Source organism: Achromobacter sp. 18P8.1.1 (assembly GCF_057799415.1).
Genome location: NZ_JBYOKH010000002.1, coordinates 105,589 through 127,136, shown reverse-complemented (window position 1 = coordinate 127,136; position 21,548 = coordinate 105,589). Strand labels below are relative to the sequence as shown.

At 66.2% G+C, this 21,548-nt stretch carries 22 protein-coding genes; 18 read left to right on the top strand and 4 right to left on the bottom strand.

Annotated features, from left to right (window positions below; translation table 11 throughout):
- The first annotated feature begins 16 nt into the window (after nt 1-16).
- Nucleotides 17-685, top strand: coding sequence for a flavin reductase family protein (locus tag AC27VE_RS02380; protein ID WP_006227718.1), 669 nt, complete (start codon nt 17-19; stop codon nt 683-685).
- Nucleotides 686-709: 24 nt separating this feature from the next.
- Here the strand turns inward: AC27VE_RS02380 and AC27VE_RS02375 are convergent, their stop codons facing one another.
- Nucleotides 710-1,642, bottom strand: coding sequence for a LysR substrate-binding domain-containing protein (locus AC27VE_RS02375; protein ID WP_315529071.1), 933 nt, complete (start codon nt 1,640-1,642; stop codon nt 710-712).
- A gap of 171 nt (nt 1,643-1,813) precedes the next feature.
- Here AC27VE_RS02375 and AC27VE_RS02370 point away from each other — a divergent pair, with 171 nt between their 5' ends.
- The 6 genes from AC27VE_RS02370 (at nt 1,814) to AC27VE_RS02345 (ending at nt 7,070) form a co-directional block, all read left to right on the top strand.
- On the top strand, nt 1,814-2,725 hold the full coding sequence (locus AC27VE_RS02370) for an amino acid ABC transporter substrate-binding protein (RefSeq protein WP_006227720.1): 912 nt from the start codon (nt 1,814-1,816) through the stop codon (nt 2,723-2,725).
- Between the two features lie 84 nt (nt 2,726-2,809).
- Nucleotides 2,810-3,559 (top strand): amino acid ABC transporter permease, encoded by a 750-nt coding sequence (locus tag AC27VE_RS02365; protein ID WP_088589880.1) that lies wholly within the window; start codon nt 2,810-2,812, stop codon nt 3,557-3,559.
- Between the two features lie 9 nt (nt 3,560-3,568).
- The gene (locus AC27VE_RS02360; RefSeq protein WP_006227722.1) at nt 3,569-4,258 is read left to right on the top strand and encodes an amino acid ABC transporter permease; all 690 of its coding nucleotides are present in this window, start codon (nt 3,569-3,571) and stop codon (nt 4,256-4,258) included.
- Nucleotides 4,259-4,324: 66 nt separating this feature from the next.
- Nucleotides 4,325-5,059, top strand: coding sequence for an amino acid ABC transporter ATP-binding protein (locus AC27VE_RS02355; protein WP_006227723.1), 735 nt, complete (start codon nt 4,325-4,327; stop codon nt 5,057-5,059).
- 5 nt (nt 5,060-5,064) lie between these two features.
- On the top strand, nt 5,065-6,123 hold the full coding sequence (locus AC27VE_RS02350) for a threonine aldolase family protein (protein ID WP_488702958.1): 1,059 nt from the start codon (nt 5,065-5,067) through the stop codon (nt 6,121-6,123).
- Nucleotides 6,124-6,164: 41 nt separating this feature from the next.
- The gene (locus tag AC27VE_RS02345) at nt 6,165-7,070 is read left to right on the top strand and encodes an EamA family transporter (protein WP_035214204.1); all 906 of its coding nucleotides are present in this window, start codon (nt 6,165-6,167) and stop codon (nt 7,068-7,070) included.
- A gap of 72 nt (nt 7,071-7,142) precedes the next feature.
- Here the strand turns inward: AC27VE_RS02345 and AC27VE_RS02340 are convergent, their stop codons facing one another.
- Nucleotides 7,143-7,439, bottom strand: a complete 297-nt coding sequence (locus AC27VE_RS02340; protein WP_006227726.1) for an acylphosphatase — start codon at nt 7,437-7,439, stop codon at nt 7,143-7,145.
- 161 nt (nt 7,440-7,600) lie between these two features.
- On the opposite strand from AC27VE_RS02340, the gene AC27VE_RS02335 reads away from it, so the two are divergent.
- Both AC27VE_RS02335 and AC27VE_RS02330 read left to right on the top strand, forming a co-directional pair.
- On the top strand, nt 7,601-8,497 hold the full coding sequence (locus AC27VE_RS02335) for a phytanoyl-CoA dioxygenase family protein (RefSeq protein ID WP_088589877.1): 897 nt from the start codon (nt 7,601-7,603) through the stop codon (nt 8,495-8,497).
- 206 nt (nt 8,498-8,703) lie between these two features.
- The gene (locus AC27VE_RS02330; protein WP_280027097.1) at nt 8,704-9,867 is read left to right on the top strand and encodes an alpha-hydroxy acid oxidase; all 1,164 of its coding nucleotides are present in this window, start codon (nt 8,704-8,706) and stop codon (nt 9,865-9,867) included.
- 140 nt (nt 9,868-10,007) lie between these two features.
- Here AC27VE_RS02330 and AC27VE_RS02325 read toward each other — a convergent pair whose 3' ends face one another.
- The gene (locus tag AC27VE_RS02325; RefSeq protein ID WP_006227729.1) at nt 10,008-10,850 is read right to left on the bottom strand and encodes an IclR family transcriptional regulator; all 843 of its coding nucleotides are present in this window, start codon (nt 10,848-10,850) and stop codon (nt 10,008-10,010) included.
- A gap of 214 nt (nt 10,851-11,064) precedes the next feature.
- Between AC27VE_RS02325 and AC27VE_RS02320 the strand changes: the two genes are divergently transcribed.
- The 9 genes from AC27VE_RS02320 (at nt 11,065) to AC27VE_RS02280 (ending at nt 20,493) form a co-directional block, all read left to right on the top strand.
- On the top strand, nt 11,065-12,132 hold the full coding sequence (locus AC27VE_RS02320) for an ABC transporter ATP-binding protein (protein ID WP_006227730.1): 1,068 nt from the start codon (nt 11,065-11,067) through the stop codon (nt 12,130-12,132).
- A gap of 1 nt (nt 12,133) precedes the next feature.
- Nucleotides 12,134-13,021 carry an ABC transporter permease gene (locus AC27VE_RS02315; protein WP_315140040.1) on the top strand — a complete coding sequence of 296 codons (888 nt, stop codon included), beginning with the start codon at nt 12,134-12,136 and terminating at the stop codon, nt 13,019-13,021.
- A gap of 26 nt (nt 13,022-13,047) precedes the next feature.
- Nucleotides 13,048-13,842 carry an ABC transporter permease gene (locus tag AC27VE_RS02310; RefSeq protein WP_006227733.1) on the top strand — a complete coding sequence of 265 codons (795 nt, stop codon included), beginning with the start codon at nt 13,048-13,050 and terminating at the stop codon, nt 13,840-13,842.
- A gap of 37 nt (nt 13,843-13,879) precedes the next feature.
- Entirely contained in the window at nt 13,880-14,221 is a 342-nt protein-coding gene (locus tag AC27VE_RS02305; protein ID WP_488702957.1) for a (2Fe-2S)-binding protein, read from the top strand.
- Nucleotides 14,218-15,603 (top strand): FAD/NAD(P)-dependent oxidoreductase, encoded by a 1,386-nt coding sequence (locus tag AC27VE_RS02300; protein ID WP_488702956.1) that lies wholly within the window; start codon nt 14,218-14,220, stop codon nt 15,601-15,603. Before AC27VE_RS02305 ends, AC27VE_RS02300 begins: the two co-directional genes overlap by 4 nt.
- Nucleotides 15,600-16,772 carry an NAD(P)/FAD-dependent oxidoreductase gene (locus AC27VE_RS02295; RefSeq protein ID WP_427959429.1) on the top strand — a complete coding sequence of 391 codons (1,173 nt, stop codon included), beginning with the start codon at nt 15,600-15,602 and terminating at the stop codon, nt 16,770-16,772. Before AC27VE_RS02300 ends, AC27VE_RS02295 begins: the two co-directional genes overlap by 4 nt.
- Nucleotides 16,769-17,839: an ABC transporter substrate-binding protein gene (locus AC27VE_RS02290; RefSeq protein ID WP_035214210.1), complete on the top strand. Its 1,071-nt coding sequence runs from the start codon at nt 16,769-16,771 to the stop codon at nt 17,837-17,839. Before AC27VE_RS02295 ends, AC27VE_RS02290 begins: the two co-directional genes overlap by 4 nt.
- Nucleotides 17,840-17,935: 96 nt before the next feature.
- On the top strand, nt 17,936-18,871 hold the full coding sequence (locus AC27VE_RS02285; RefSeq protein ID WP_488702955.1) for a 2-hydroxyacid dehydrogenase: 936 nt from the start codon (nt 17,936-17,938) through the stop codon (nt 18,869-18,871).
- A gap of 788 nt (nt 18,872-19,659) precedes the next feature.
- On the top strand, nt 19,660-20,493 hold the full coding sequence (locus AC27VE_RS02280) for an AraC family transcriptional regulator (RefSeq protein ID WP_488702954.1): 834 nt from the start codon (nt 19,660-19,662) through the stop codon (nt 20,491-20,493).
- Between the two features lie 9 nt (nt 20,494-20,502).
- On the opposite strand, the gene AC27VE_RS02275 is transcribed toward AC27VE_RS02280, so the two are convergent.
- The gene (locus tag AC27VE_RS02275) at nt 20,503-21,384 is read right to left on the bottom strand and encodes a LysR family transcriptional regulator (RefSeq protein ID WP_006227740.1); all 882 of its coding nucleotides are present in this window, start codon (nt 21,382-21,384) and stop codon (nt 20,503-20,505) included.
- Between the last annotated feature and the right edge of the window lie 164 nt (nt 21,385-21,548).

Genomic DNA, 21,548 nt, shown 5'->3' with positions numbered 1-21,548 from the left:
CGGCCGGGGACAAGCCATGTTCATCGATTTGAATGCGCTGGCGGGCCCGGCCCGCTACAAGCTGCTGACCGCGGCGATCGTGCCGCGCCCCATCGCCTGGATCGTGTCGCGCGACGCACGGGGGGCGACGAACGTGGCGCCCTTCTCGTTCTTCAACCTGATGTCGGGCGACCCGCCGCTGATCTGCGTGGGCATCGGCATGCGCGACGGCGCGCCCAAGGACACTGCCCGCAACATCGCCGAGCGCGGCGAGTTCACCGTCAACCTGGTGTCGGTACGGCTGGCGGCCCGGATGAACGTCACGGCGGTGGATTTCCCGGCCGGCGTGGACGAATCGGTGGAAGCTGGCCTGGTGCTGTCGCCATCCGAGCGCATCGGCGTGCCACGGGTGATGCAGTCGCCCGTGGCGTTCGAGTGCCGGGTGCATGAATTGCTGCGCATCGACGGGCGCAGCCTTGTCGTAGCCGACGTGGTGGCCATGCACGTGCAGGATGACCTGGTGGCGGACCGGGAACACCTGTACCTGGACGGCCCGAAGATGGACCTGCTGGCCCGCCTGCACAACCCGGGCTGGTACAGCCGCCCGCAGCCCGCCTTCCAGATGCCGCAACTGAGCCTGGCCCAGTGGGAGGCGCTGAAGCAGTCCGGCGAAGCGGACCGCTATCTGGAGCAGTCGCTGATATAAGAAAGGCGGCGCGCGCCGGTCCCGTCAGCGTGCCGGCCGCGTCTTCAGGTCGGCCATTTCCTCGTTCATCAGTTGATGGGCGTAGCGCGAGAACACGCTGACCAGCCGCGTGCGGGTGTGATACGGCGGATACAGCAGCGCCACCGTGACCGGCACCGACGGACTGAAAGGCCGGACCTCGACGCCGTTGGCCTCGTACTCCTCGCGGGCGGCCAGCGGGTTGATCAGGGCCACGCCCAGCCCGGCGCCCACCAGCGCGCACACCGACGAACCCAGCCCGGCCTCGGCCACCGTCTGCCGTTCCACCTTGGCCGCCTTGAAGACGGCGTCGATCTTCTCGCGCAGCGGCGTGGCGCTGGGAAAGGCGATGAACGGTTCGCCGGCGAAGTCGGCGGGCTTCAGTTTTTTCAGCTTGGTCAGCCGGTGCCCTTTCGGCAGGACCGCCACGCAGCTCATCGTGAGCACCGGCTCGACCTGGATACCGGGGCTGTCGCCCGACAGCATGGCCAGCCCCGTGTCGCAGAAGCCCGAACTGATCCAGTTGTGCACCGCGCTGGCGTTGCCGGAATGGATGGAGACCATCACGTCCGGGTATTCCGTCTTGAAGGCCGCGACGATGCGCGCCAGGATGCCGCCGGCCAGCCGCGGCATGGCGGCCACGCTCAGCCGGCTGGCGCTGAACGAGCGGATGCTGGCCGCCGCCGACTCCAGGCCGGCCAGGCCGATGAAGGTCTTTTCGACCTCCTGGAAGAAGCGCGACCCGTCCTGCGTGGGGCTCAGGCGGCTGCCGTTGCGGTCGAACAAGGGAAACTGGGTGATCGCTTCCAATTGCGCTATTAAGCGGCTAACGTGCGGCTGCGAGGTATGCACGCGCCGCGCGGCGGCCGTCATCGAGCCGGTCATCATGACGGCTCGGAAGGCCTCGATGTGTCTTAAGCCCATCCGTGGAATGGCCATATCAAATCCGTATAGAGGAATACCTGATTGGAACTGGATAAAACCATACTGCTAGTTGATACTTTTTGCCAGCCGCGGGGCTCATCGCGGGACGCGGCGGCCGCCAAACAGTCTGGCGCCGCCGATCGTGAATACAAACACGCGCCGCACGCACGGCGCCAAGGGAATCAGATGAAAGCATTTGCCGCGATCTCCGTCGCCGCCGCCCTGCTGGGCAGCGCCGCCACCGTTCACGCCGAGGGCCCCAGCCGCCTGGACAAGATCCGGGAAACCGGCGTGATCACCATCGGCCATCCTGAAACCTCGGTCCCCTTCGCCTACCTCGACGGTAACCAGAAGCCGGTCGGCTACACGGTGGAGATCTGCCAGGAAATCGCCCAGTACGTGAAAACCGCGCTGAAGCTGCCCAAGCTGGACGTGCGCTACAACCCGACGACCTCGGCCACGCGTATCCCGCTGCTGGCCAACGGCACCATCGACCTGGAATGCGGCAACACCACCAATAACCTGGACCGCCACAAGCTGGTGTCGTTCGCGCCCACGACCTTCGTGGCTCAGGTGGTGCTGGTGGCGCGCAAGGACGGCGGCGTGGATCCCAACAACCTGGAATCGTTCCGCGGCAAGACCATCGCGGCCCAGGCTGGCGGCCAGACCTTCCGCCTGATTTCCGGCCTGAACGCCAAGGGCAACCTGGGCATCACCATGGCGCCCACGAAGGATACCGCCGAGACCATCCTGATGGTGGAATCGGGCCGCGCCGCGGGTTCGGCCAACGATGACGGCATCGCCTACGGCGCCGTGGCCTCGTCGAAGAACCCGGACGCGTTCGTGATCGGCAAGAAGGGCCTGGAAATGGCGCCCTACGGCATCATGGAACCCAAGGACGACCCCGCCTTCAAGAAGGTGGTGGACGACGCCGTGCTGGACTTGATCAAGACCGGCAAAGTCGCCGCGATCTATGACAAGTACTTCAATTCGCCGATCCCGCCCAAGCAGATCAACCTGAAGTATCCGATGAGCGACGCCTTGAAGCGTGCGCTGGCCAACCCGACGGATTCGGGCGACCCCAAGGCATACGAGTAAGCAGGTTGTCCGCGGGACGCCAAGCGCGTCCCGCGGCGGTTTTGGGGCAAGGCGCCGAGGCCGGCGCCGATCTAGGGCACAGGCATGAATTACAACTGGAGTTGGAGCGTTTTCCTGGAGATGTCGCCTGACGGCGTGCATACCTTCCTGGAAACGATCCTGATCGGCGTGGGCTGGACGCTGGCGCTGGCGCTGACGGCATGGGTCTTTTCGCTGGTGCTGGGGTCTTGGCTGGGCGTGATGCGCACGGCGCAGTCCCGGCTGATGAACGTGCTGGGCGCGACGTATGTGGAGATCTTCCGCAACGTGCCGCTGCTGGTGCAGATGTTTCTCTGGTATTTCGTGCTGCCCGAATTGCTGCCGCATGCGTGGGGCCTGGCGATGAAGCAGATGCCGCAGCCCTGGGGGCAGTTCGTGCCCGCGGTGCTGTGCCTGGGTTTCTACGGGTCGGCGCGGGTGGCCGAACAATTGCGTGCGGGCATCCAGTCGTTGCCGCGCGGCCAGTTCCAGGCGGGCACCGCGCTGGGGCTGACCGAGGTGCAGGTGTACCGCTACATCATCCTGCCCGAGGCGTTCCGCATCGTGCTGCCGCCTCTGACGTCGGAGTTCATGGGCACCATCAAGTATTCGTCGGTGGCGCTGACCATCGGCTTGCTGGAGCTGACCGGCCAGGCGCGCTCCATGCAGGAATTCAGCTTCCACATCTTCGAGGCGTTCTCCGCCGCGACGGTGATCTACCTGATCATCAACGGCATTGTCGTGCTGGGCATGCGCCTGCTTGAACGCCATGTCGCGGTTCCCGGGCTGATCGGTTCGGCCGGCAAGAGTCGCTAGGGGATCGCCATGGGTAAATTCGATTTCGATGTGATCTGGACCGCCCTGCCCTATCTGTTCCAGACGGGCATGACGTTCACCCTGACGTTGACCGTGCTGGCCGCGGTGATGGGGCTGGCGCTGGGCACGCTGCTGGCCATGATGCGGCTGTCGCGCTTCAAGATCCTGTCTGTGCCGGCAGGCATCTACGTGAACGTGATGCGGTCGATCCCGCTGTTGCTGGTGATCTTCTGGTTCTACTTCCTGGTGCCGTACATCGCCGCCTGGGTGGTCGGGTCGCCCACGCCGTTGCGCGTGGGGGCGTTCAATTCGGCGGTGATCACCTTCACCATGTTCGAGGCCGCGTACTTCTGCGAAATCATGCGCGCGGGCATCCAGTCGATTGCGCGTGGCCAGGTGTCGGCCAGCATGGCGATCGGCCTGTCGCCCTGGCAGGGCATGCGCTACGTGGTGCTGCCGCAGGCCTTCCGCAACATGGTGCCGGCGCTGCTGACGCGCGTGATCATCCTGTTCCAGGACACGTCGCTGGTCTACGTGCTGTCGTTGACGGACTTCCTGGGGGCGGCCTCCAAGATCGGCCAGCGCGACGGCCGGCTGGTGGAACTTTATCTCTTCGTGGCGGTGGTGTATTTCGTGATCTGCTTCACGGCATCCCGTCTGGTCAAGCTGCTGGAAAAGCGCACCCGGGTGTTGCGCTAAGCGCCCCGGCCCCGCTCCTACCCGTTATCCACAGGTTCTACGATGCAACTCTCTTCGACGCCTCCGATGATCGAGATCAACCAGGTCAGCAAGTGGTACGGCACCTTCCAGGTGCTGGATGAATGCACGACGAAGGTCGGCAAAGGCGAGGTCGTGGTGGTCTGCGGGCCGTCGGGCTCCGGCAAGTCGACCCTGATCAAGACCGTGAACGCGCTGGAGCCCTTCCAGAAGGGCGACATCGTGGTCAACGGCATTTCCGTGGGCGATCCCCGCACCAACCTGCCCAAGCTGCGGTCGGTGGCGGGCATGGTGTTCCAGCACTTCGAACTGTTCCCGCACCTGTCGGTGACCGAGAACCTGTGCCTGGGCCAGGTCAAGGTGCTGCGCCGGAGCAAGGACGAGGCCCGCGTGCGGGCGCTGTCGCTGCTTGAGCGCGTAGGCCTGTCGGCGCACAAGGACAAGCATCCCGGCGAACTGTCGGGCGGCCAGCAGCAGCGCGTGGCGATCGCGCGCGCGCTGTCGATGGACCCGGTGGTGATGCTGTTTGACGAGCCGACCTCGGCGCTTGACCCCGAGATGGTCAACGAGGTGCTGGACGTGATGACCGACCTGGCCAGCGAAGGCATGACGATGATGGTGGTGACCCATGAAATGGGATTCGCCCGCCGCGTCGCCGACCGTGTGATCTTCATGGACGGCGGCAAGATCGTCGAAGACTGCGTGAAAGACGCGTTCTTCGGCAATGTGGAGGAGCGTGCCCCGCGCACGCGCCAGTTTCTTTCCAAAATTCTGCAGCACTGAAAGCCATGACCCAGCGGACCCCCGCCGACCTTCCCAGCGCCCCTGTCGACCTGCGCAGCGATACGGTCACCCACCCCACCGCGGCCATGTACGAACGCATGCGCACCGCGCCGATCGGCGATGACGGCCTGGACGGCGACCCGTCCGTGCGTGCGCTGGAAGCGCATGTGGCGGCCCGCCTGGGCAAGGAAGCCGGGCTGTTCGTGCCCAGCTGCACCATGGCCAACCTGTTGGCCGTGCTGGCGCAGACGCAGCGCAACGAGCAGGTCGTGCTGGAGTCGTCCGCCCACATGTACACGTCCGAGCGCGGCGCCGCCACCTTCACGGGCCTGTTCTACCAGGGCGTGTCCGGTACCGACGGCGCCATGGACCTGAACCGGCTGGACGACGCGTTGCTGTCCGGCGGCCACCGGCTGAAGACCTCGCTGGTGGCGATGGAGACCTCGCACAACAACGCCGGGGGCGCCGTGCTGCCGCTGGACCACATGCAGGCGGTGTATGGCATGGCGAATGCCGCCGGCGTCCCGGTGCACCTGGACGGCGCGCGCCTCTTCAATGCCGCCGTGGCGCTGGGCGTGCCGGCGGCCGAGATCACGCAGTACGCCGACACGGTGTCGCTGTGCCTGTCCAAGGGGCTGAGCGCGCCCGTGGGCGCGGTGCTGGCGGGCAGCAAGGCGGTGATGTCGCGCGCGCGCACCCTGCGCCGCATGCTGGGCGGCACGCAGCGCCAGTCGGGCATCATGGCGGCGGCCGGCCTGGAAGGCGTGCAGTCGATGACCGAACGGCTGGTCGAGGACCATGCCCGTGCCCGCCGGCTGAGCGACGGCATCAACGGCCTGGCGCCCGCGCTGTCGGCCACCGTGCCGCAGACCAACATCGTGCAGGTCGAGACCGCCGGTACCGGTCTGACGAACGCCGAATGGGTCGCCGCGCTGCAGGCGCAAGGCCTGCTGACCCGGCCCTGGGGCCGCACGCGCCTGCGCTGCGTAACCCACCGCCACATCGACGACGAGGACATCGACATCGCCGTGCAGGCCTTTGCGGCGGTGTTGAAAAAGCACTGAGATCGGGCCGCCGAGGGGGCCGGCGATGCGATAATGCAGGGATGTCCACGACTCACCTAACCCGAAAAGACTATTTCTGCGCATTGGCGGTCGTGGTCATCTGGGGGCTGAATTTTGTTGTCATGAAGGTCGGCATGCGGGGCTTGTCCCCCATGATGCTCGGCGCGCTGCGGTTTGCGCTGGCGGCCTTCCCCCTGATCCTCTTCGTGCGCCGGCCGCAGCTGCCGTGGCACTGGATCGCGGCCTATGGGCTGGTGCAGGGGCTGGGGCAATTCGGCCTGTTGTTCACCGCGCTGAAATTCGGCATGCCCGCAGGGATGGCCTCGCTGGTCATCCAGACCCAGGCGTTCTTCACCTTGCTGCTGGCCGCGCCCGTGTTGGGCGAACGCGCCCGCCGCCATCACTGGATCGGACTGGGCGTCGCCGCGGTGGGGCTGGCGGTAATTGCCGGCGGCCGCGGCGAAGGCCCCGGCCAGATGACGATGCTGGGCTTTGCGCTGACGCTGGGCGGCGCGTTCATGTGGGCGGTCTCCAACCTGATCGTGCGCCTGGCCAGCCGCAAGGCGCCCGGCTACGACCCCTTCGCTTTCATAGCCTGGAGCAGCGCCGCGCCGGTGCTGCCCTTCCTGGGGCTGGCCGTGCTGATCGACGGCTGGGACCCCGTAGTGGGCATGGTGACAGGCATGGGCTGGGGCGAGGCGCTGTCCGTGCTGTACCTGGCGGTGCTGGCGACGCTGGTGGCCTACACCTTGTGGACGCAGTTGCTGACACGCCATCCGGCCGCCAAGATCGCCCCGTTTTCCCTGCTGGTGCCGGTGGTGGGCCTGTGGGCGGCGTCCATGGCCTTTGGCGAACGGCTGCAGCCGCTGCAATGGGTCGGGGCGGGCTGCGTGCTGGCCGGCCTGGTCATCAATCAGGTGGGCGGGCGCTGGATGCGCACCCGCTGACCTTCCGGTTGGCCCTCGGCTGATCGGATTACGCCATCGCTCCTAGGCGGCGATAGGAGTTTGCTGCTGGGCTTACACCTGCTCGAAGCGGATGTAACGCTTGTCGGTGTACTCCCGGCGCGTCGTGATTTCCTGCACGGAAGCGCCCGGCGGGCCGCGCCGCAACCATTCCAGCATGTGGTCCACCTGGTCGGGCGAGCCCTGCACCAGGGCTTCGACCGTGCCGTCCAGCAGATTCTGTACCCATCCCGTCACACCCAACATGTGGGCGCGGCGTACGGTCGCGTGGCGGTAGCCCACGCCTTGCACCGTGCCGCTGACGGTGACGAGGACGGTTTCGATATGGGTGTCGGATCGAGGGTCTTGCATGGATATTTCCTTCGGATGATGCGCCGCCGACGCAATGAACGTAGGCGGTTGTGGCTACGGCAGATGGTCTATAGGCCCGGTGGGCATCGAAGCGATACGTTAGAGCTCATGTCAAAACGTGCCAACGGGAACACCCGCTACCAGAGCTTGGAGAAGCCATTATGGAAGAGACCAGTTTGTTGTCGGAAGCAGAGACAGCGCGTTACAGGGACCAGGGCTACCTGGCCCTGAAGGACATGTGCCCGCAAGACGAGGTCGGGTACATCCGCCGGACACTGCTGGACCTGTTTGCGAACAAGACCGGATACAACGAGGGGGCGCAGTACGACTTCGTCAGCCGGGACGATCCGTCCAAGCCGGCCAAGTTTCCCAGCCTGCACGATCCGCGCCATTATGCCCCTGGTCTGCTGAAGACGGCCTATCACGAACGCACGCTGGACCTGGCGCGCCAGCTGCTGGGCGAGGACGCCGCGCTGTACGGCGAACACGCGCTGCTCAAGCCCGGCCCGCACGGCCCGGAAACGCCCTGGCACCAGGATGAGGCGTTCCGGTCGCCCGATTTCATCTACAACGAACTGAGCATCTGGCTGGCCCTGCAGCCGGCAACCATCGAGAACGGGTGCATGCAGTTCATCCCGGGCTCGAACAAATGGGACGTGCTGGAGCACCGTTCGCCCGGCGGCGACAAGACGCTGCATCCGTTGGAGTGCTGCGGCGACTTTGCGCGCGACCAGGCCGTGGCGGAACCGCTGGACCCCGGCGGCATCACCGTGCACGACGCCCGCACGCTGCACTTCACCGGTCCGAATACCTCGCCGTCGCCGCGGCTGGCGTACATCCTCATCTACAACACCCCGCCCGTCTACAAGCCGGGACGGCGCGAATTCCCGTGGCTGGAAGGCCGCTGGACCGACAGCCAGACCCGCAAGAAGCAATGGCATAAGCGCGGCGGGCTGGCTGTGGACGTGATGCGGCGCCTGCCGGGGGCGCGGCTGACCAGCCCGCGTTGGGTGGCGTGGGCGACGATCCGGGCGGTCAGCAAGGTCTGGCCGAGATAGCTTGGGTGGACAGGGGCCGCAGAGCTCCGGTCCGAGGGGGGCGAACGGGGCCGGCAAGCGACGCTTGCCGGCCTCGGCGCGTATACTGGGCGGCGCCGCGGGGCGTTGCCGCCCCTGCGCAGTGGCGAAGCCGCCGCAGCCGGCGGCACCAGACTCTAGAAAAACGAAACGCAGCTGGCGCACCTCTATCACTCCTCAGACCTCCCATGACCGCTAACCTTTCTACGATCACCTGCATCGAAGATTTGCGCGCCATTGCGCAAAAGCGCGTGCCGCGCATGTTCTACGACTACGCCGATTCCGGCGCCTGGACCGAAGGCACGTACCGCGCCAATGAAAGCGACTTCCAGAAGATCAAGCTGCGCCAGCGCGTGGCGGTGAACATGGAAGGCCGGTCGCTGCGCACCACCCTGGTGGGCCATGACGTCGTGATGCCGCTGGCGATTTCGCCCACCGGCCTGACCGGCATGCAGCATGCGGACGGGGAGATCCTGGCGGCCAAGGCCGCCGCCGATTTCGGCGTGCCGTTCACCTTGTCCACGATGAGCATCTGCTCGTTGGAAGACGTGGCCGAAGCCACCAAAAAGCCGTTCTGGTTCCAGCTCTATGTGATGCGCGACCGCGAATTCGTGGCCAACCTGATCGACCGCGCCAAAGCCGCAGGCTGCACCGCGCTGGTGCTGACGCTGGACCTGCAGATCCTGGGCCAGCGCCACAAGGACATCAAGAACGGCCTGTCGACGCCGCCCAAGCCGACGCTACGCAACCTGATCAACCTGGCGACCAAGCCGCGCTGGTGCATGGGCATGCTGGGCACCAAGCGCCGCACCTTCGGCAACATCGTGGGCCATGCCAAGGGCGTGAGCGACCTGTCGTCGCTGTCGGCGTGGACGGCCGAACAATTCGACCCGCGCCTGAGTTGGGACGACGTGGAATGGATCAAGCAGCGCTGGGGTGGCAAGCTGATCATCAAGGGCATCCTGGATGTGGAAGATGCGCAGATGGCCGCCAATAGCGGCGCCGACGCGCTGATCGTCAGCAACCACGGCGGGCGCCAGCTGGACGGCGCGATGTCGTCGATTGCAGCGCTGCCGTCGATTGCCGACGCGGTGGGCTCGAAGATCGAAGTCTGGATGGATGGCGGCATCCGTTCCGGCCAGGACATCCTGAAGGCCGTGGCGCTGGGCGCGCGCGGCGCGATGATTGGCCGCGCCTTCCTGTATGGCCTGGGCGCTTACGGCCAGGCGGGGGTGACCCGCGTGCTGGAGCTGCTGTACAAGGAAATGGATACGACGATGGCGCTGTGCGGCCGCCGCAATATTGCACCGGGCGACCGCAGCATCCTGTTGCCGGGCACGTATCCGACCTGAACCGGGGGCCTGCGCGCGGCGTGCCGGATTCCGGATTCCGCATGATGGGTTACGCGCGCGGGGCAGCGATATTCTTGCTTAAAGAGTCTCGCGCTTCACCCATCCTACCGGTCAGCGTCGGCGCCTTCGTGGGCCACCCCTTACCCGGCGTTTCCCGCACCCAGGAACTGGCTCGGGCGCCGTAGCGCCGGGTCGAACGGGTTGATCTGCGCGCCGATGGCGTCGGCCTCGCGGCGCAGCATTTCCACGATCAGCGGCAGGCGCTCGTCATTGATGCGTTCGATGGGCGCGGCCACGCTCAGCGCCGCCACCGTCACGCCGTTGGCGTCGTAGACCGGCACCGCCAGCCCGGCGATGTTGGGAAACACGCCCTGCCCCTGGCTGCGCGCGTATCGAAGCTCCAGGCATTCGCGGATGCGCACGCGCATCGAGATCTCGTCCACGAAACCCAGGTGGTGCAGCCGCGGGATGTTGAAGCGGATGACCTCTTCGCGTTCGGCTTCGGGCAGGCCGGCCAGCAGTACCAGGCCGCCCTGACCCATGCCCAGCGGCACGCGACCACCGATGTCGCCCGTGTGCGAGCGCACCGGGAAGGCGCCGTCGACGCGGTCCACGCAGACCGCGTCGAAACCGCTGCGCACCAACAGGAAGATCGTGTCGTTGAGCATGCCCGACAAGCGCAGCAAGGCAGGCCGGTACAGCGAGCGCAGGCTGGACTGGTGCGTGCCGGCAGCTGCCGCCAGCGAGAAGAACGCCACGCTGAGCTGGTAACCCTTGCTTTGGGCGGGTTGCTCCACCACGCCTTCCTGCATCAACCCTTGCAGCACGCGATGCACCGTTGCCTGCGCCTGGCCGGTGCGGGCTGCGATGTCGGTCAGGCGCAGCTTTTCCCCTTTGGCGTCGGCCAGCACGCGCAGGACGGCAAAGGCCCGCTGCAAGACGCCCTGGCCGGCGGAATCGTCGCTGGTTTCTGATTTCTTCATTCTTGGGTTCCGATAATCAAAATTACTAGACACGTTTTTATCAAGAAATTCGATTGAATGGAATTATTAGATAAAAAATTCGATTCTTCGGAAAACCCTAATTGACCCCAGGTTTTGGCCAAACCTAGACTGCCTCATCGAATAAGCCGCCAGGGCGCCCGTGAAGGGGCCACCCTGGGGCGCACGGCCTCTGACGGGCTACGGGGTTTGGAATATGTCATTTCTGCGGCTGGACAACGTCTCCAAGAACTATGGCGACCTGCGCGTCGTTTCCGACTTGAGCCTGGCGGTTGAACAAGGCGAGTTCGTCTCGCTGCTGGGACCGTCCGGTTGCGGCAAGACGACGACGTTGCAGATGATCGCCGGCTTTGCCGACGTGACCCGGGGCACCATCACGCTGGACGGGCGCGACATCACCCACGCCAAGCCGAACACGCGCGGCCTGGGGATCGTGTTCCAGAGCTACGCGCTGTTCCCCCACCTGACCGTCACCGACAACGTGGCCTTTGGCCTGAAGATGCGCAACGTCGAACGCGCCGAGCGCCAGGCGCGCGTGCGCGAAGCGCTGGCGCTGGTGAAGCTGGACAAGCATGCCGACCGCTTTCCGCGCGAGCTCTCCGGCGGCCAGCGCCAACGCGTGGCGCTGGCGCGCGCGCTGGTCATCCGGCCGCCCGTGCTGCTGCTGGACGAACCGTTGTCCAACCTGGACGCCAAGCTGCGCGAAGAGATGCAGTTCGAACTGCGCAGCATCCAGAAGAAGATCGGCACGACGACGGTGATGGTCACGCATGACCAGGCCGAAGCGCTGTCGATCAGCGACCGCGTCGTGGTGATGCAGGACGGCCGCGCCACGCAGGTGGATGCGCCCTTCCGCATGTACGAGCATCCGCAGACCGAGTTCATTTCGCGTTTCGTGGGCAAGACCAATCTGCTGGCGGGCCGCGTCACGCGCTGCGGCGCGCAGGCCGAAATCGAGACCGGCGCCCTGCGCGTCGTGGTGGACGGCGAAGGCCTGCGCCATGGGGATAACGTGCAGCTGTCGCTGCGCCCCGAAAAGCTGGTGCCGGTGCCGGCGGGCCAAGGCAAGCTGTCCTGTGTCGTCAACACGCGCTATTTCCTGGGCAGCCAGTGGATGTACGACCTGGATTCGCCGGTGGGCGCACTGACCGTGCTCACGCCCAACGACGGCCGCCGTCCGCACGACGACGGCGAGGCCATCGGCCTGGACTGGGCCGAAGGCGTCTTGCGCGTGCTGCGCGCGCCCGCGCAGGAAGAGGCCTGACATGGCGACGCTGACGCAACCGGGCGCCGCCACCGGGCCCCAGCCGCGCAATGAAGGGCTGCTTGCCATCCTGGGCTCCATCCCGCTGGCCATCGTCTTTTTGACGCTGGTGCTGACGCCGCTGGCGCTGACCTTCGTGCTGTCTTTCCGCCCGTTCGATTATGGCGCGGGCGTTCTGCCCGGCCTGACCATCGAACACTATCTGGCGGTCGTCACCGACAGCTATTTCCTGGAAATCTTCTGGCGCACGTTCTGGATCGCGGGCGTCACCACGCTGATCTGCGTGCTGATCGGTGCGCCCGAGGCCTACATCCTGTCGCGCATGGGCAAGCCCTGGCGCTCGATCTTCCTGTTGGTGGTGCTGTCGCCGCTGTTGATTTCGCTGGTGGTGCGCGCCTTCGGCTGGAGCATGCTGCTGGGCCCGAGCGGGGCCATCGGCCGCGCGGCCGCCGCGTTGGGGCTGGGGCCGCTGCTGTACACGCCCACCGCCGTCATCATCGGCCTGGTGCACGTGATGCTGCCCTTCATGGTCATCCCCATCTGGACGTCCCTGCAGAAGCTGGACCCCACGGTGGAACACGCCGCGCTGTCGCTGAACGCGTCGCGCTTCCAGACCCTGACGCGCATCGTGCTGCCCCAGGCGATGCCGGGCATCCTGTCGGGCAGCCTGATCGTATTCGGCCTGTCGGCAAGCTCATTCGCGATTCCCGCGTTGCTGGGCGGACGCCGCCTGAAGATGGTGGCAACCGTCGTGTACGACGAATTCCTGACCGAGCTGAACTGGCCGCTGGGCGCGGCCATCGCGATCGTGCTGCTGGTGGTGAACGTGATCATCATGATGGCGTACAACCGCGTCGTGGAACGCTCCTACCGCCGCAGCCTGGGCTAGGGCCCGTCAACACGGAAAGCATCGACATGCAGAAGAACGGTCCTATCGCGCTGGCGTTCAATTTCCTGGTGGTGGCGTTCGTGCTGGCGCCGCTGGTCATCGTGTGCCTGGTGGCGTTCACGCCGGACACGACGCTCACGGTGCCGACCACGAGCTTTTCACTGCGCTGGTTCCGCGCCGTGTTCGACCACCCCAATTTCATGCAGGCCTTCCAGAACAGCCTGTGGCTGGCGTTCCTGTCGGCCACCATCGCGGTGTGCCTGGCGGTGCCCGCGGCGATTGCCATCACGCGCTACCGCTTTCCCGGGCGCGACGTGCTGAACGGCCTGTTCCTGTCGCCGCTGATGATCCCGCATCTGGTGCTGGGCGTGGCCTTGCTGCGCTTTTTCGCGCTGATGGGCATGGCAGGCAGCTTCCCGTGGCTGGTGGCCGCGCACGTCGTGGTCATCACGCCGTACGTCATGCGGCTGGTGATCGGCGCGCTGGTCGGCTTTGACCGGTCCATCGAACACGCCGCGCTGTCGCTGGGGGCCAGCCGCGCCACGGTGTTCTTCCAGGTGACGCTGCCGCTGATCATTCCGGGCGTGTCGGGCGGCTGGTTGCTGGCCTTCATCAACAGTTTCGATGAACTGACGATGTCGGTGTTCATTACCGCGCCGTCGACCATCACGCTGCCCGTGCGCATGTACATGTACGCCACCGAATCCATCGACCCGATGATGGCGGCCGTATCCGCGCTGGTCATCGGGCTGACCGCGGTCACCATGCTGCTGCTGGACCGCGTGTATGGCCTGGACCGTGTGCTGGTGGGACAGAAATGAAGCGTCCGCTTACGGCGAAGAGAGAGGCGCCGGCATCATGGCAATACTGAAACGCCTGGCCGAAACGGCCCGGCCCCCCGTTCCGTTCAAGCTGGACGGCCAGGCCTGTACGGCCCTGGCCGGCGACACGGTGCTGACCGCCGTGCTGACGCAAGCCGACCGCGTACGCCATTCGGAATTTGGCGGCGCCCCGCGCGCGGGCTTCTGCATGATGGGCGCCTGCCAGGACTGCTGGATGCAGCTGGAAGACGGGTCGCGCGTGCGCGCGTGTTCCACGATGATCGAGCCGGGCATGCGCCTGCAGACCACGCCGCTCGCGCCTGCTGCGGCGCCCGGCACGCTGGCCGCCGCGGCGTGGCCCGAGGACGACGCGCCATGAGCATGGTGATGCCCGTTATCGTCGGCGCCGGACCGGCAGGCGTGCGCGCGGCCGAAACGCTGGTGGCGCAGGGCCTGCGGCCCGTGGTCCTGGATGAAGCGCCGCGCGCAGGCGGCCAGATCTACCGGCAGCCGCCCCAGGGATTCCAACGCTCCAAGCAGGAACTGTACGGCTTCGAGCACCGCAAGGCCGACGCCGTGCACCGCGCCATGGCCGGCTTGCTACCGCAGGTGGACTACCGCCCCGGCAGCCTGGTGTGGAACGTGGACGGCAAGACGCTGGACGTCCTACAGGACGGGGTCAGCACGGCAGTACCGTACACGCACCTGATCCTGGCCACGGGCGCCACCGACCGCGTGCTGCCCTTTCCCGGTTGGCTGACCCCAGGCGTCTACACCCTGGGCGGATCGCAGGTAGCCTTGAAGTACCAGGGCTGCGCCATCGGCGCGCGAGTCGTCTTTCTGGGCACGGGCCCTTTGCTGTATCTGGTGGCGTATCAATATGCCAAGGCCGGTGCGCAGGTGGCCGCGGTGCTAGATACGTCGCGCGCGGCCGACCGCCGTGCGGCCGTGCCGGGCATGTTGCGCGCACCCGGCCTGCTGGCCAAGGGGCTGTATTACATGGCGTGGCTGCGCGCGCATGGCGTGCCGTTGCGTAGCGGCGTGCGGCCGGTAGCGGTGCAAGGCAAGGAACGCGTGACGGGGCTGACCTATCGCCAGGGCGCACGCACGCACACGGTCGAATGCGATGCCCTGGCCTATGGGCTGGCATTGCGTTCCGAAACCCAGCTGGCCAGCCTTGCCGGCTGCGAATTCGAATTCAATACGCGTGACCGGAACTGGACACCGCGCCGCGACGCCGCCGGCCGCAGCAGCGTGCCGGGCGTGTACGTGGCGGGCGACGGCGCCGCGATCGCCGGGGCGGATGCCGCGGAACTGGCGGGCGAACGCACCGCGCTGGCGCTGCTGGAAGATATCGATCATCCGCATGATGCGCAGCGCGCCCGTACTCTGGAAGCGCAACTGGCTGCCAACAGCCGCCTGCGCACGGCGCTGGAGCGCGCGTTCCCCTTTCCCGAAGATTGGGCCCAAGGCATTGCCGACGACACGGTTGTCTGCCGCTGCGAGGAAGTCACGGCCGGCACGTTGCGCCAGGCCGTCAACGACACGGCCGCGCAGGAACTGAACCGCTTGAAGGCGCTGACGCGCGTGGGCATGGGCCGCTGCCAGGGCCGCATGTGTGGCGCGGCCGCGGCCGAGGTGCTGGCCCATGCATGCGGCCGCTCGCCTGCCGAGGTCGGGCGCCTGCGCAACCAGCCGCCCGTCAAACCCGTGCCGGTGCGCGTGGTGTGCCTGGAACGCCGGGAAAAGGTGCCGTCATGACGCAGCGTATCGATACCGAAGTCGCCATCATCGGCGGGGGCATCGTCGGCGGCAGCGCGGCGCTGTTCCTGCGCCGTCAGGGCGTGCCCGTCGTGCTGCTGGAAGCCGGGCTGTGCGGCGCACGCGCCAGCGGCGTGAACTACGGCGGCGTGCGCCGCCAGGGCCGCGGGATCGAGCAGATGCCGCTGACGCAGCGCGCGCACGAACTCTGGGGCCAGTTGCCGGCGCTGATCGGCATCGACGGCGAGTACGTGCGTTCGGGCCATTTGAAGCTTGCGGCGTCGGAGGCCGACATGGCATTGCTGGAGGCCTACCGCGAACGCACGCGGGGCTTTGGCATGCATCTGGAAATGCTTGACCGCCGCGCCCTGGCGCGCCGCTTCGGCTGGCTGGGCGAGCATGTTGCGGGCGGGTCGTTCTGCCCCGACGACGGTCATGCGAATCCGCGTCTGGTGTCGCCCGCCTTCGGGCGCGCGGCCGGGGCCTTGGGTGCGGACGTGCGCGAAGGCGTACGCGTAGCTTCCGCGGAACATGATGGCGCGCGCTTCATCCTGCGCACGGACGACGGGCTGGAAGTGCGGTCGCGCTTCTTGCTCAATTGCGCGGGGGCGTGGGCCGGACGCTTTGCCGAAGGCTTCGGCGAGCCCGTGCCCGAAACCTCCATTCATCCGCTGATGATGGTGACCGAACCGTTGCCGGTATTCATGAGCGTCAGCCTAGGCATACAGGGCGGCGGAATCTATGCGCGCCAGGTGGCGCGCGGCAACTGCGTCATCGGCGGGGGCCGCGGCGTGTCGTCCGATCCCGATTTCGCGCGGCCGGGCCGCGCCGGGCTGGGCACGCTGATGGCCAACGCCACAAAACTGCTGCCGGTGTTGCGCGGTGCGCAAGTCATCCGATTCTGGACGGGCGTGGAGGGAAACATGCCCGACCACAACCCGGTGCTGGGGCCGAGCGCCACCGTGCCCGGCCTGTTCCACGCCTTCGGACTGTCGGGGGCGGGTTTCCAGATCGGCCCCGCCGTGGGCGAAGTGCTGTCCGAACTGGTCGTGCGCGGCCAGTCCTCCATTCCTATCGATGCCTTCCGCATTGAACGGTACACGGCCGCCGCTCACGGCGCCGCGGGCCGGCCTGAGAGTGTTCGTGAGCAAACGCTGGAGTCACCATGATGGATAAGAAACAGGGCGCATCGCGCCTGAGCAAGGGGAAGTGGCTGCTGGGCGCGGCGATGATGACGTTGCTGTCCGCGGGCGCCATGGCGCAGCAGAAGACGCTGTACGTCGGCATGAACGGCGGCGACATGGAGCGCGCCTTCACGCAGTACGTGTTCCCGGATTTCGAGAAAGCCAACAACGTGAAGATCGTCGTGGTGCCGGGCACCTCGACGGACGTGCTGGCGAAAGCGCAGGCCTACAAGGATAAGCCGCAGATGCACGTCATGTTCCTGGATGACGGCATCATGGCGCGCGCGATCTCGATGGGCCTGTGCGAACAGCTGAACGACGACCCCGTGCTGAAAGAGCTGTACCCCACCGCCGTGATGAAGGATCGCATGGCGGCCGGCATCGACATCGGCATGACGGGCCTGGGCTACAACACCAAGATGTTCGCCGACCGCGGCTGGGCGCCGCCCACGTCGTGGATGGACCTGGCCGACCCGAAGTACAAGGGCAAGGTCGTGTTCCAGTCGGCCTCCGGCAGCACCTTCGGCCTGCACGGCTTCCTGATGTTCAACCGCATCCAGGGCGGCGACGACAAGAACTACGAGCCGGGCTTCAAGAAGTGGCCCGAGACCATCGGCCCCAACGTGCTGGAATACATCCCCAATTCGGCCAAGCTGGCCGAGATGATCCAGTCCAACGAGGCCGCCATCTTCCCGCTGACGCCCACGGCGATCGCCCGCTTGAAGAAGCGCGACATCCCGGTGGAATACGCGCAGCCCAAGGAAGGCTCGGTGATCCTGATGGTGGGCGAATGCGTCATCGCCAAGAACAGCGAACCGGAACTGTCGCAGAAACTGGCGCTGTACCTGCTGTCGGCCAGCGCCCAGGCGAAAGCGCTGGAAATGGGCGGGCACTTCCCGTCCAACAAGAACGTCCAGGCGCAGGCGGATAACGCCGACGCGCTCAAGCGCTTCCAGGGCTACATGGAAAATGCCAAGATCCTGGACTGGGATCAGATCAACACGACTCGGCCCGCATTCAACGCGCGCTGGAACCGCACTGTCGAACGTTGATAAGATCTTGCGGCGCGCCGCCTGTGGATAAACCGCAGGCGCGCACCGCGCACAGCCTGGGCGCCTGGCGCGCCCGCAGACAGGGGAAAGATCCGCATGCGGCTCATCATCAATTCCGGCGGCCCATCCGCGATCGACGCGTGGCGCGAGCAGTTCCGCGCGTTCGCACCCGACCTGGACGTGGTGGGCTGGCATGAAGACATCGACCCCGCCACCGTCGACTACGCCCTGGTCTGGGCCCCCGACGCCGGCCGTCTGGCCACCTTCACCCACCTGAAACTCATCATCAGCGCCGGCGCTGGCGTTGACCACATCCTGGCCGACCCGCACCTGCCGCGCCACCTGTCCATCGCCCGCATGGTCACGGCCCGCACCCGCACCGAAATGGCCGAGTTCGTGCTGACCTCCGCGCTGATGCTGACGCGCGACATCAAGCGGGTTGTGGACAACCAGGCGCGCCGCCACTGGGAGCTGTTCGACTCCCTGCGCGTTGCCGCCGACATGCGCGTGGGCATCATGGGCCTGGGCCATCTGGGCATCGCCGCCGCCCAACTCCTGACCCGCGTCGGCTTCCCCGTCACCGGCTGGTCACGCGGCGCCAGCACGCTGGAAGGCCTGCCCTCCTACGCCGGCCAGGAGCAGTTCGGTGAATTCCTGGCAGGCACCGACCTCCTCGTCTGCCTGCTGCCCGCCACGGACGCCACCAAGGGCATCCTCAACACCGCCACGCTATCGCAATTGCCCCGCGGCGCCAGCCTGATCAACGCCGGCCGTGGATCGCACATGGTCACCCAAGACGTCATTGACGCCCTGGACAGCGGCCAACTGCAGCAAGCCGTGCTCGACGTGTTCGAACAAGAACCGCTGGCCGAAGACTCCCCGCTGTGGACCCACCCCGGCATCATCATCACGCCGCATTGCGCCGCGATCCCCGACCGCAAGGAACGCGCGAGACACACCGCATTGCTGATCGAGGCCAACGAGCGCGGCGAAGCATTGCCGAACATCTACGACCCGCAGCGCGGGTATTGATTGCGCGGCGGATATTGATCCCGCAAGCATGATGGGTTACGCGCGTTCCGCATCGTCGCAATAACCCGACCGGAACGCGCTCCACCCATCCTACGGGTGAACGGATCGACCGATCAACGACTCGACGCAGCGATGGGTCGACGGATCGACGTAGCGGCGGGTCAACGGAGCAACGCAGCCGCGGGTCGGCGGATCGACGTAGCGATGGGTCGACGGATCGGCGCAACAACGGGTCAACACACCGACGTGGCAACGGATCAACGCAGCGACGAATCAACGATTCAACGGTCCAACAACTCAACGACCCAAGACACCCAACGGCCTTCGAGGGCACGTACCTGCATCCCTCCGACGCAAGACACCGCGTAAGCCCCAAAAGGCCGCCCGCGCGGCCGGCCTGGGGCGGGCCCCGCAAGATCCTCCACCATCCCCCGTTCGTGGTGAGAACCCCAAGCAAGAAATCCGCCCCAGCTGACGCGAGATTGCCATTGACGGAGCCTGGTGTGGTGGCTGCCGGCGGGGCGCGGGGAGTCGATAAGCCCGAGGGAATCTGAAGGCAGTTGCCGCAGGCAACAACGAAGATGACGACGGGGCAGTCCGGAGCGAAGGCTCCGGACCGCAATCGTTGACCCGCGCCCCGCCGGCAGCCACCACGCCAGGCGTCAAAAGAACACCCCCCTGCACGACCCAAAAACACATCAGGCACAAAAAGAAACCCCACCACCCCCCAAGAAAAACCGCAAAATCTGCAAACCCCCCAAAGCTACATTGCCCTCCAAGGAGCAAGCATGAAGCCCGAAACCCGAACCCTCTACTCCCAACGCCTCGACCCCGTCCTGCGCTGGCTGGCCGCTCACCCGGACGCCGACCCTGACCTGCACCGTCTGGCTGACCTGGCCTGCCTGTCCCCCTATCACTTCCATCGCGTCTACCGCGCCATGATGGGGGAAACCGTCAACGCCACCGTCCAGCGCATCCGCATGCATCGCGCCGCGGTTGCATTGGCGGGGTCGCAGGCACCGTTGAGGGACGTTGCGCAACGCGCCGGCTACGAATCCGACGCCGCGTTCAACCGGGCGTTCGGCGCCGTCTTCGGCATTTCGCCGGGCCGGTACCGGGCGGCGCGCTCCCAACCCCTCGACTCCCAGGAGCTTGCCATGTACCCCGTTGCCATCGAACACTTCCCCGGCGTCACGCTGGCCGCGCTGCCGCACCGCGGCAGCTATCAAGAAATTGGTACCGTCTTCAGCCGCGCCTTCATGCTGGCCATCGGCCGGGGTATCGCCAACCCGGCGACCGTCGGCTTCGGCGTGTACTTCGACGACCCCGAACAAGTGCCGGAAAGCCAGCTGCGTTCGCTGGCCGGCATGCCGGTTGCACCCGATGCGGAATTGGGCGGCGAACTGGAACGCTTCGAGATCCCGGCCGGCCGCTGCGCGATGCTTACCTACACCGGCCCCTACAACGAAATGGGCAAGCCCTATAACTGGCTGTTCTCGGAATGGCTGCCCGCCAGCGGCATGGTGCCGGCCGACTTCCCCATGTTCGAGCAATACATGAACGACCCCCGTACCACCCCGCCCGCGCAATTGCAGACGCGCATCTGCCTGCCGCTGAAATAAGCGCCGCGCCTACCCCAGCACGCCGGCCAGGTACTGCCTGAGCCAGGCGTGCGCGGGGTCGTCCTGATAGCGCTCGTGCCAGTACAGCGACACGGCGATCGGCGGCAGTGTCAGCGGTACCTTCAACGTGACGATGCGTGCCGCGCCCGTCATCGCACGCGCGATGCTGACCGGCATCGTCGCGATCAGGTCCGAACCTTCCACGATGAACGGGCAGACCAGATAGCTGGACAACGTCGCCACGATCTTGCGGCTGCGGTTCTGTCCCATCAGGATGCGGTCGATTGCGGTGCTGAAATAGCGCGTGTGCGCCGCCAGGTCCAGGTGGCCATAGCGCAGATAGGCATCCAGGTTCCAACGCTTTCGCAGGCACGGATGCCCTTCGCGCACGATGCAGACCGCCGGCTCCTGGTACAGGAAACGCGTGCGCAGATCCGGGGCCGGATCCGGAAAATAGCCTGCGATCAATTCCACGTGATTCGTGTCCAGCATGCTCAGGCCGTGCTGCGGGCGCGCCGGCACGATCTGCAACTGGAAGTGCGGCGCGTCCACCGCCAGCCGCGGGATCAGCTTGGGCAACAGTGTGAACTGCACATAGTCCGTGGCATAGAACGTCAGCGTGCGCGACGAATGCGCCGGGTCGAAAGCCTCGCGGGTGCGCGTGGCGCGGTGCCAGCTTTCCAGGAACGGCTTGAAATTCTGATGCAGCTCCATCGCCCGCAACGTGGGCTGCCACGCGCCGCCCTCGCGCACCAGCAAGGGGTCGCCGAACAGCTGGCGCAGCCGGTTCATCGCCGCGCTCATCGCCGGCTGGCTGATGTTCAATTGCTCGGCCGCCCGTGACACGTTGCGGCACGCCATCAGGGCATCGAAATGCAGAAGCAGATTCAAGTCCGGATTCTTCACGGCCGCACACCTATAAATGGCAGTTATACAAATATAAACCTGTAGGGCTGCTGTCATTGAACCCGCAGGCCTAGCATGGCCTTGTTGTTGCAGCGAACCAAGGCCGGACACGCATGATCCGGCCACAAGGAAGTTCTATCAACAAGGGG

What these genes read in the sequence shown, in the direction of transcription:
- AC27VE_RS02380 (WP_006227718.1), top strand. Translation starts at nt 17, where the DNA reads ATGTTCATCGATTTGAATGCGCTGGCGGGCCCGGCCCGCTACAAGCTG.
- AC27VE_RS02375 (WP_315529071.1), bottom strand. Translation starts at nt 1,642, where the DNA reads ATGGCCATTCCACGGATGGGCTTAAGACACATCGAGGCCTTCCGAGCC.
- AC27VE_RS02370 (WP_006227720.1), top strand. Translation starts at nt 1,814, where the DNA reads ATGAAAGCATTTGCCGCGATCTCCGTCGCCGCCGCCCTGCTGGGCAGC.
- AC27VE_RS02365 (WP_088589880.1), top strand. Translation starts at nt 2,810, where the DNA reads ATGAATTACAACTGGAGTTGGAGCGTTTTCCTGGAGATGTCGCCTGAC.
- AC27VE_RS02360 (WP_006227722.1), top strand. Translation starts at nt 3,569, where the DNA reads ATGGGTAAATTCGATTTCGATGTGATCTGGACCGCCCTGCCCTATCTG.
- AC27VE_RS02355 (WP_006227723.1), top strand. Translation starts at nt 4,325, where the DNA reads ATGATCGAGATCAACCAGGTCAGCAAGTGGTACGGCACCTTCCAGGTG.
- AC27VE_RS02350 (WP_488702958.1), top strand. Translation starts at nt 5,065, where the DNA reads ATGACCCAGCGGACCCCCGCCGACCTTCCCAGCGCCCCTGTCGACCTG.
- AC27VE_RS02345 (WP_035214204.1), top strand. Translation starts at nt 6,165, where the DNA reads ATGTCCACGACTCACCTAACCCGAAAAGACTATTTCTGCGCATTGGCG.
- AC27VE_RS02340 (WP_006227726.1), bottom strand. Translation starts at nt 7,439, where the DNA reads ATGCAAGACCCTCGATCCGACACCCATATCGAAACCGTCCTCGTCACC.
- AC27VE_RS02335 (WP_088589877.1), top strand. Translation starts at nt 7,601, where the DNA reads ATGGAAGAGACCAGTTTGTTGTCGGAAGCAGAGACAGCGCGTTACAGG.
- AC27VE_RS02330 (WP_280027097.1), top strand. Translation starts at nt 8,704, where the DNA reads ATGACCGCTAACCTTTCTACGATCACCTGCATCGAAGATTTGCGCGCC.
- AC27VE_RS02325 (WP_006227729.1), bottom strand. Translation starts at nt 10,850, where the DNA reads ATGAAGAAATCAGAAACCAGCGACGATTCCGCCGGCCAGGGCGTCTTG.
- AC27VE_RS02320 (WP_006227730.1), top strand. Translation starts at nt 11,065, where the DNA reads ATGTCATTTCTGCGGCTGGACAACGTCTCCAAGAACTATGGCGACCTG.
- AC27VE_RS02315 (WP_315140040.1), top strand. Translation starts at nt 12,134, where the DNA reads ATGGCGACGCTGACGCAACCGGGCGCCGCCACCGGGCCCCAGCCGCGC.
- AC27VE_RS02310 (WP_006227733.1), top strand. Translation starts at nt 13,048, where the DNA reads ATGCAGAAGAACGGTCCTATCGCGCTGGCGTTCAATTTCCTGGTGGTG.
- AC27VE_RS02305 (WP_488702957.1), top strand. Translation starts at nt 13,880, where the DNA reads ATGGCAATACTGAAACGCCTGGCCGAAACGGCCCGGCCCCCCGTTCCG.
- AC27VE_RS02300 (WP_488702956.1), top strand. Translation starts at nt 14,218, where the DNA reads ATGAGCATGGTGATGCCCGTTATCGTCGGCGCCGGACCGGCAGGCGTG.
- AC27VE_RS02295 (WP_427959429.1), top strand. Translation starts at nt 15,600, where the DNA reads ATGACGCAGCGTATCGATACCGAAGTCGCCATCATCGGCGGGGGCATC.
- AC27VE_RS02290 (WP_035214210.1), top strand. Translation starts at nt 16,769, where the DNA reads ATGATGGATAAGAAACAGGGCGCATCGCGCCTGAGCAAGGGGAAGTGG.
- AC27VE_RS02285 (WP_488702955.1), top strand. Translation starts at nt 17,936, where the DNA reads ATGCGGCTCATCATCAATTCCGGCGGCCCATCCGCGATCGACGCGTGG.
- AC27VE_RS02280 (WP_488702954.1), top strand. Translation starts at nt 19,660, where the DNA reads ATGAAGCCCGAAACCCGAACCCTCTACTCCCAACGCCTCGACCCCGTC.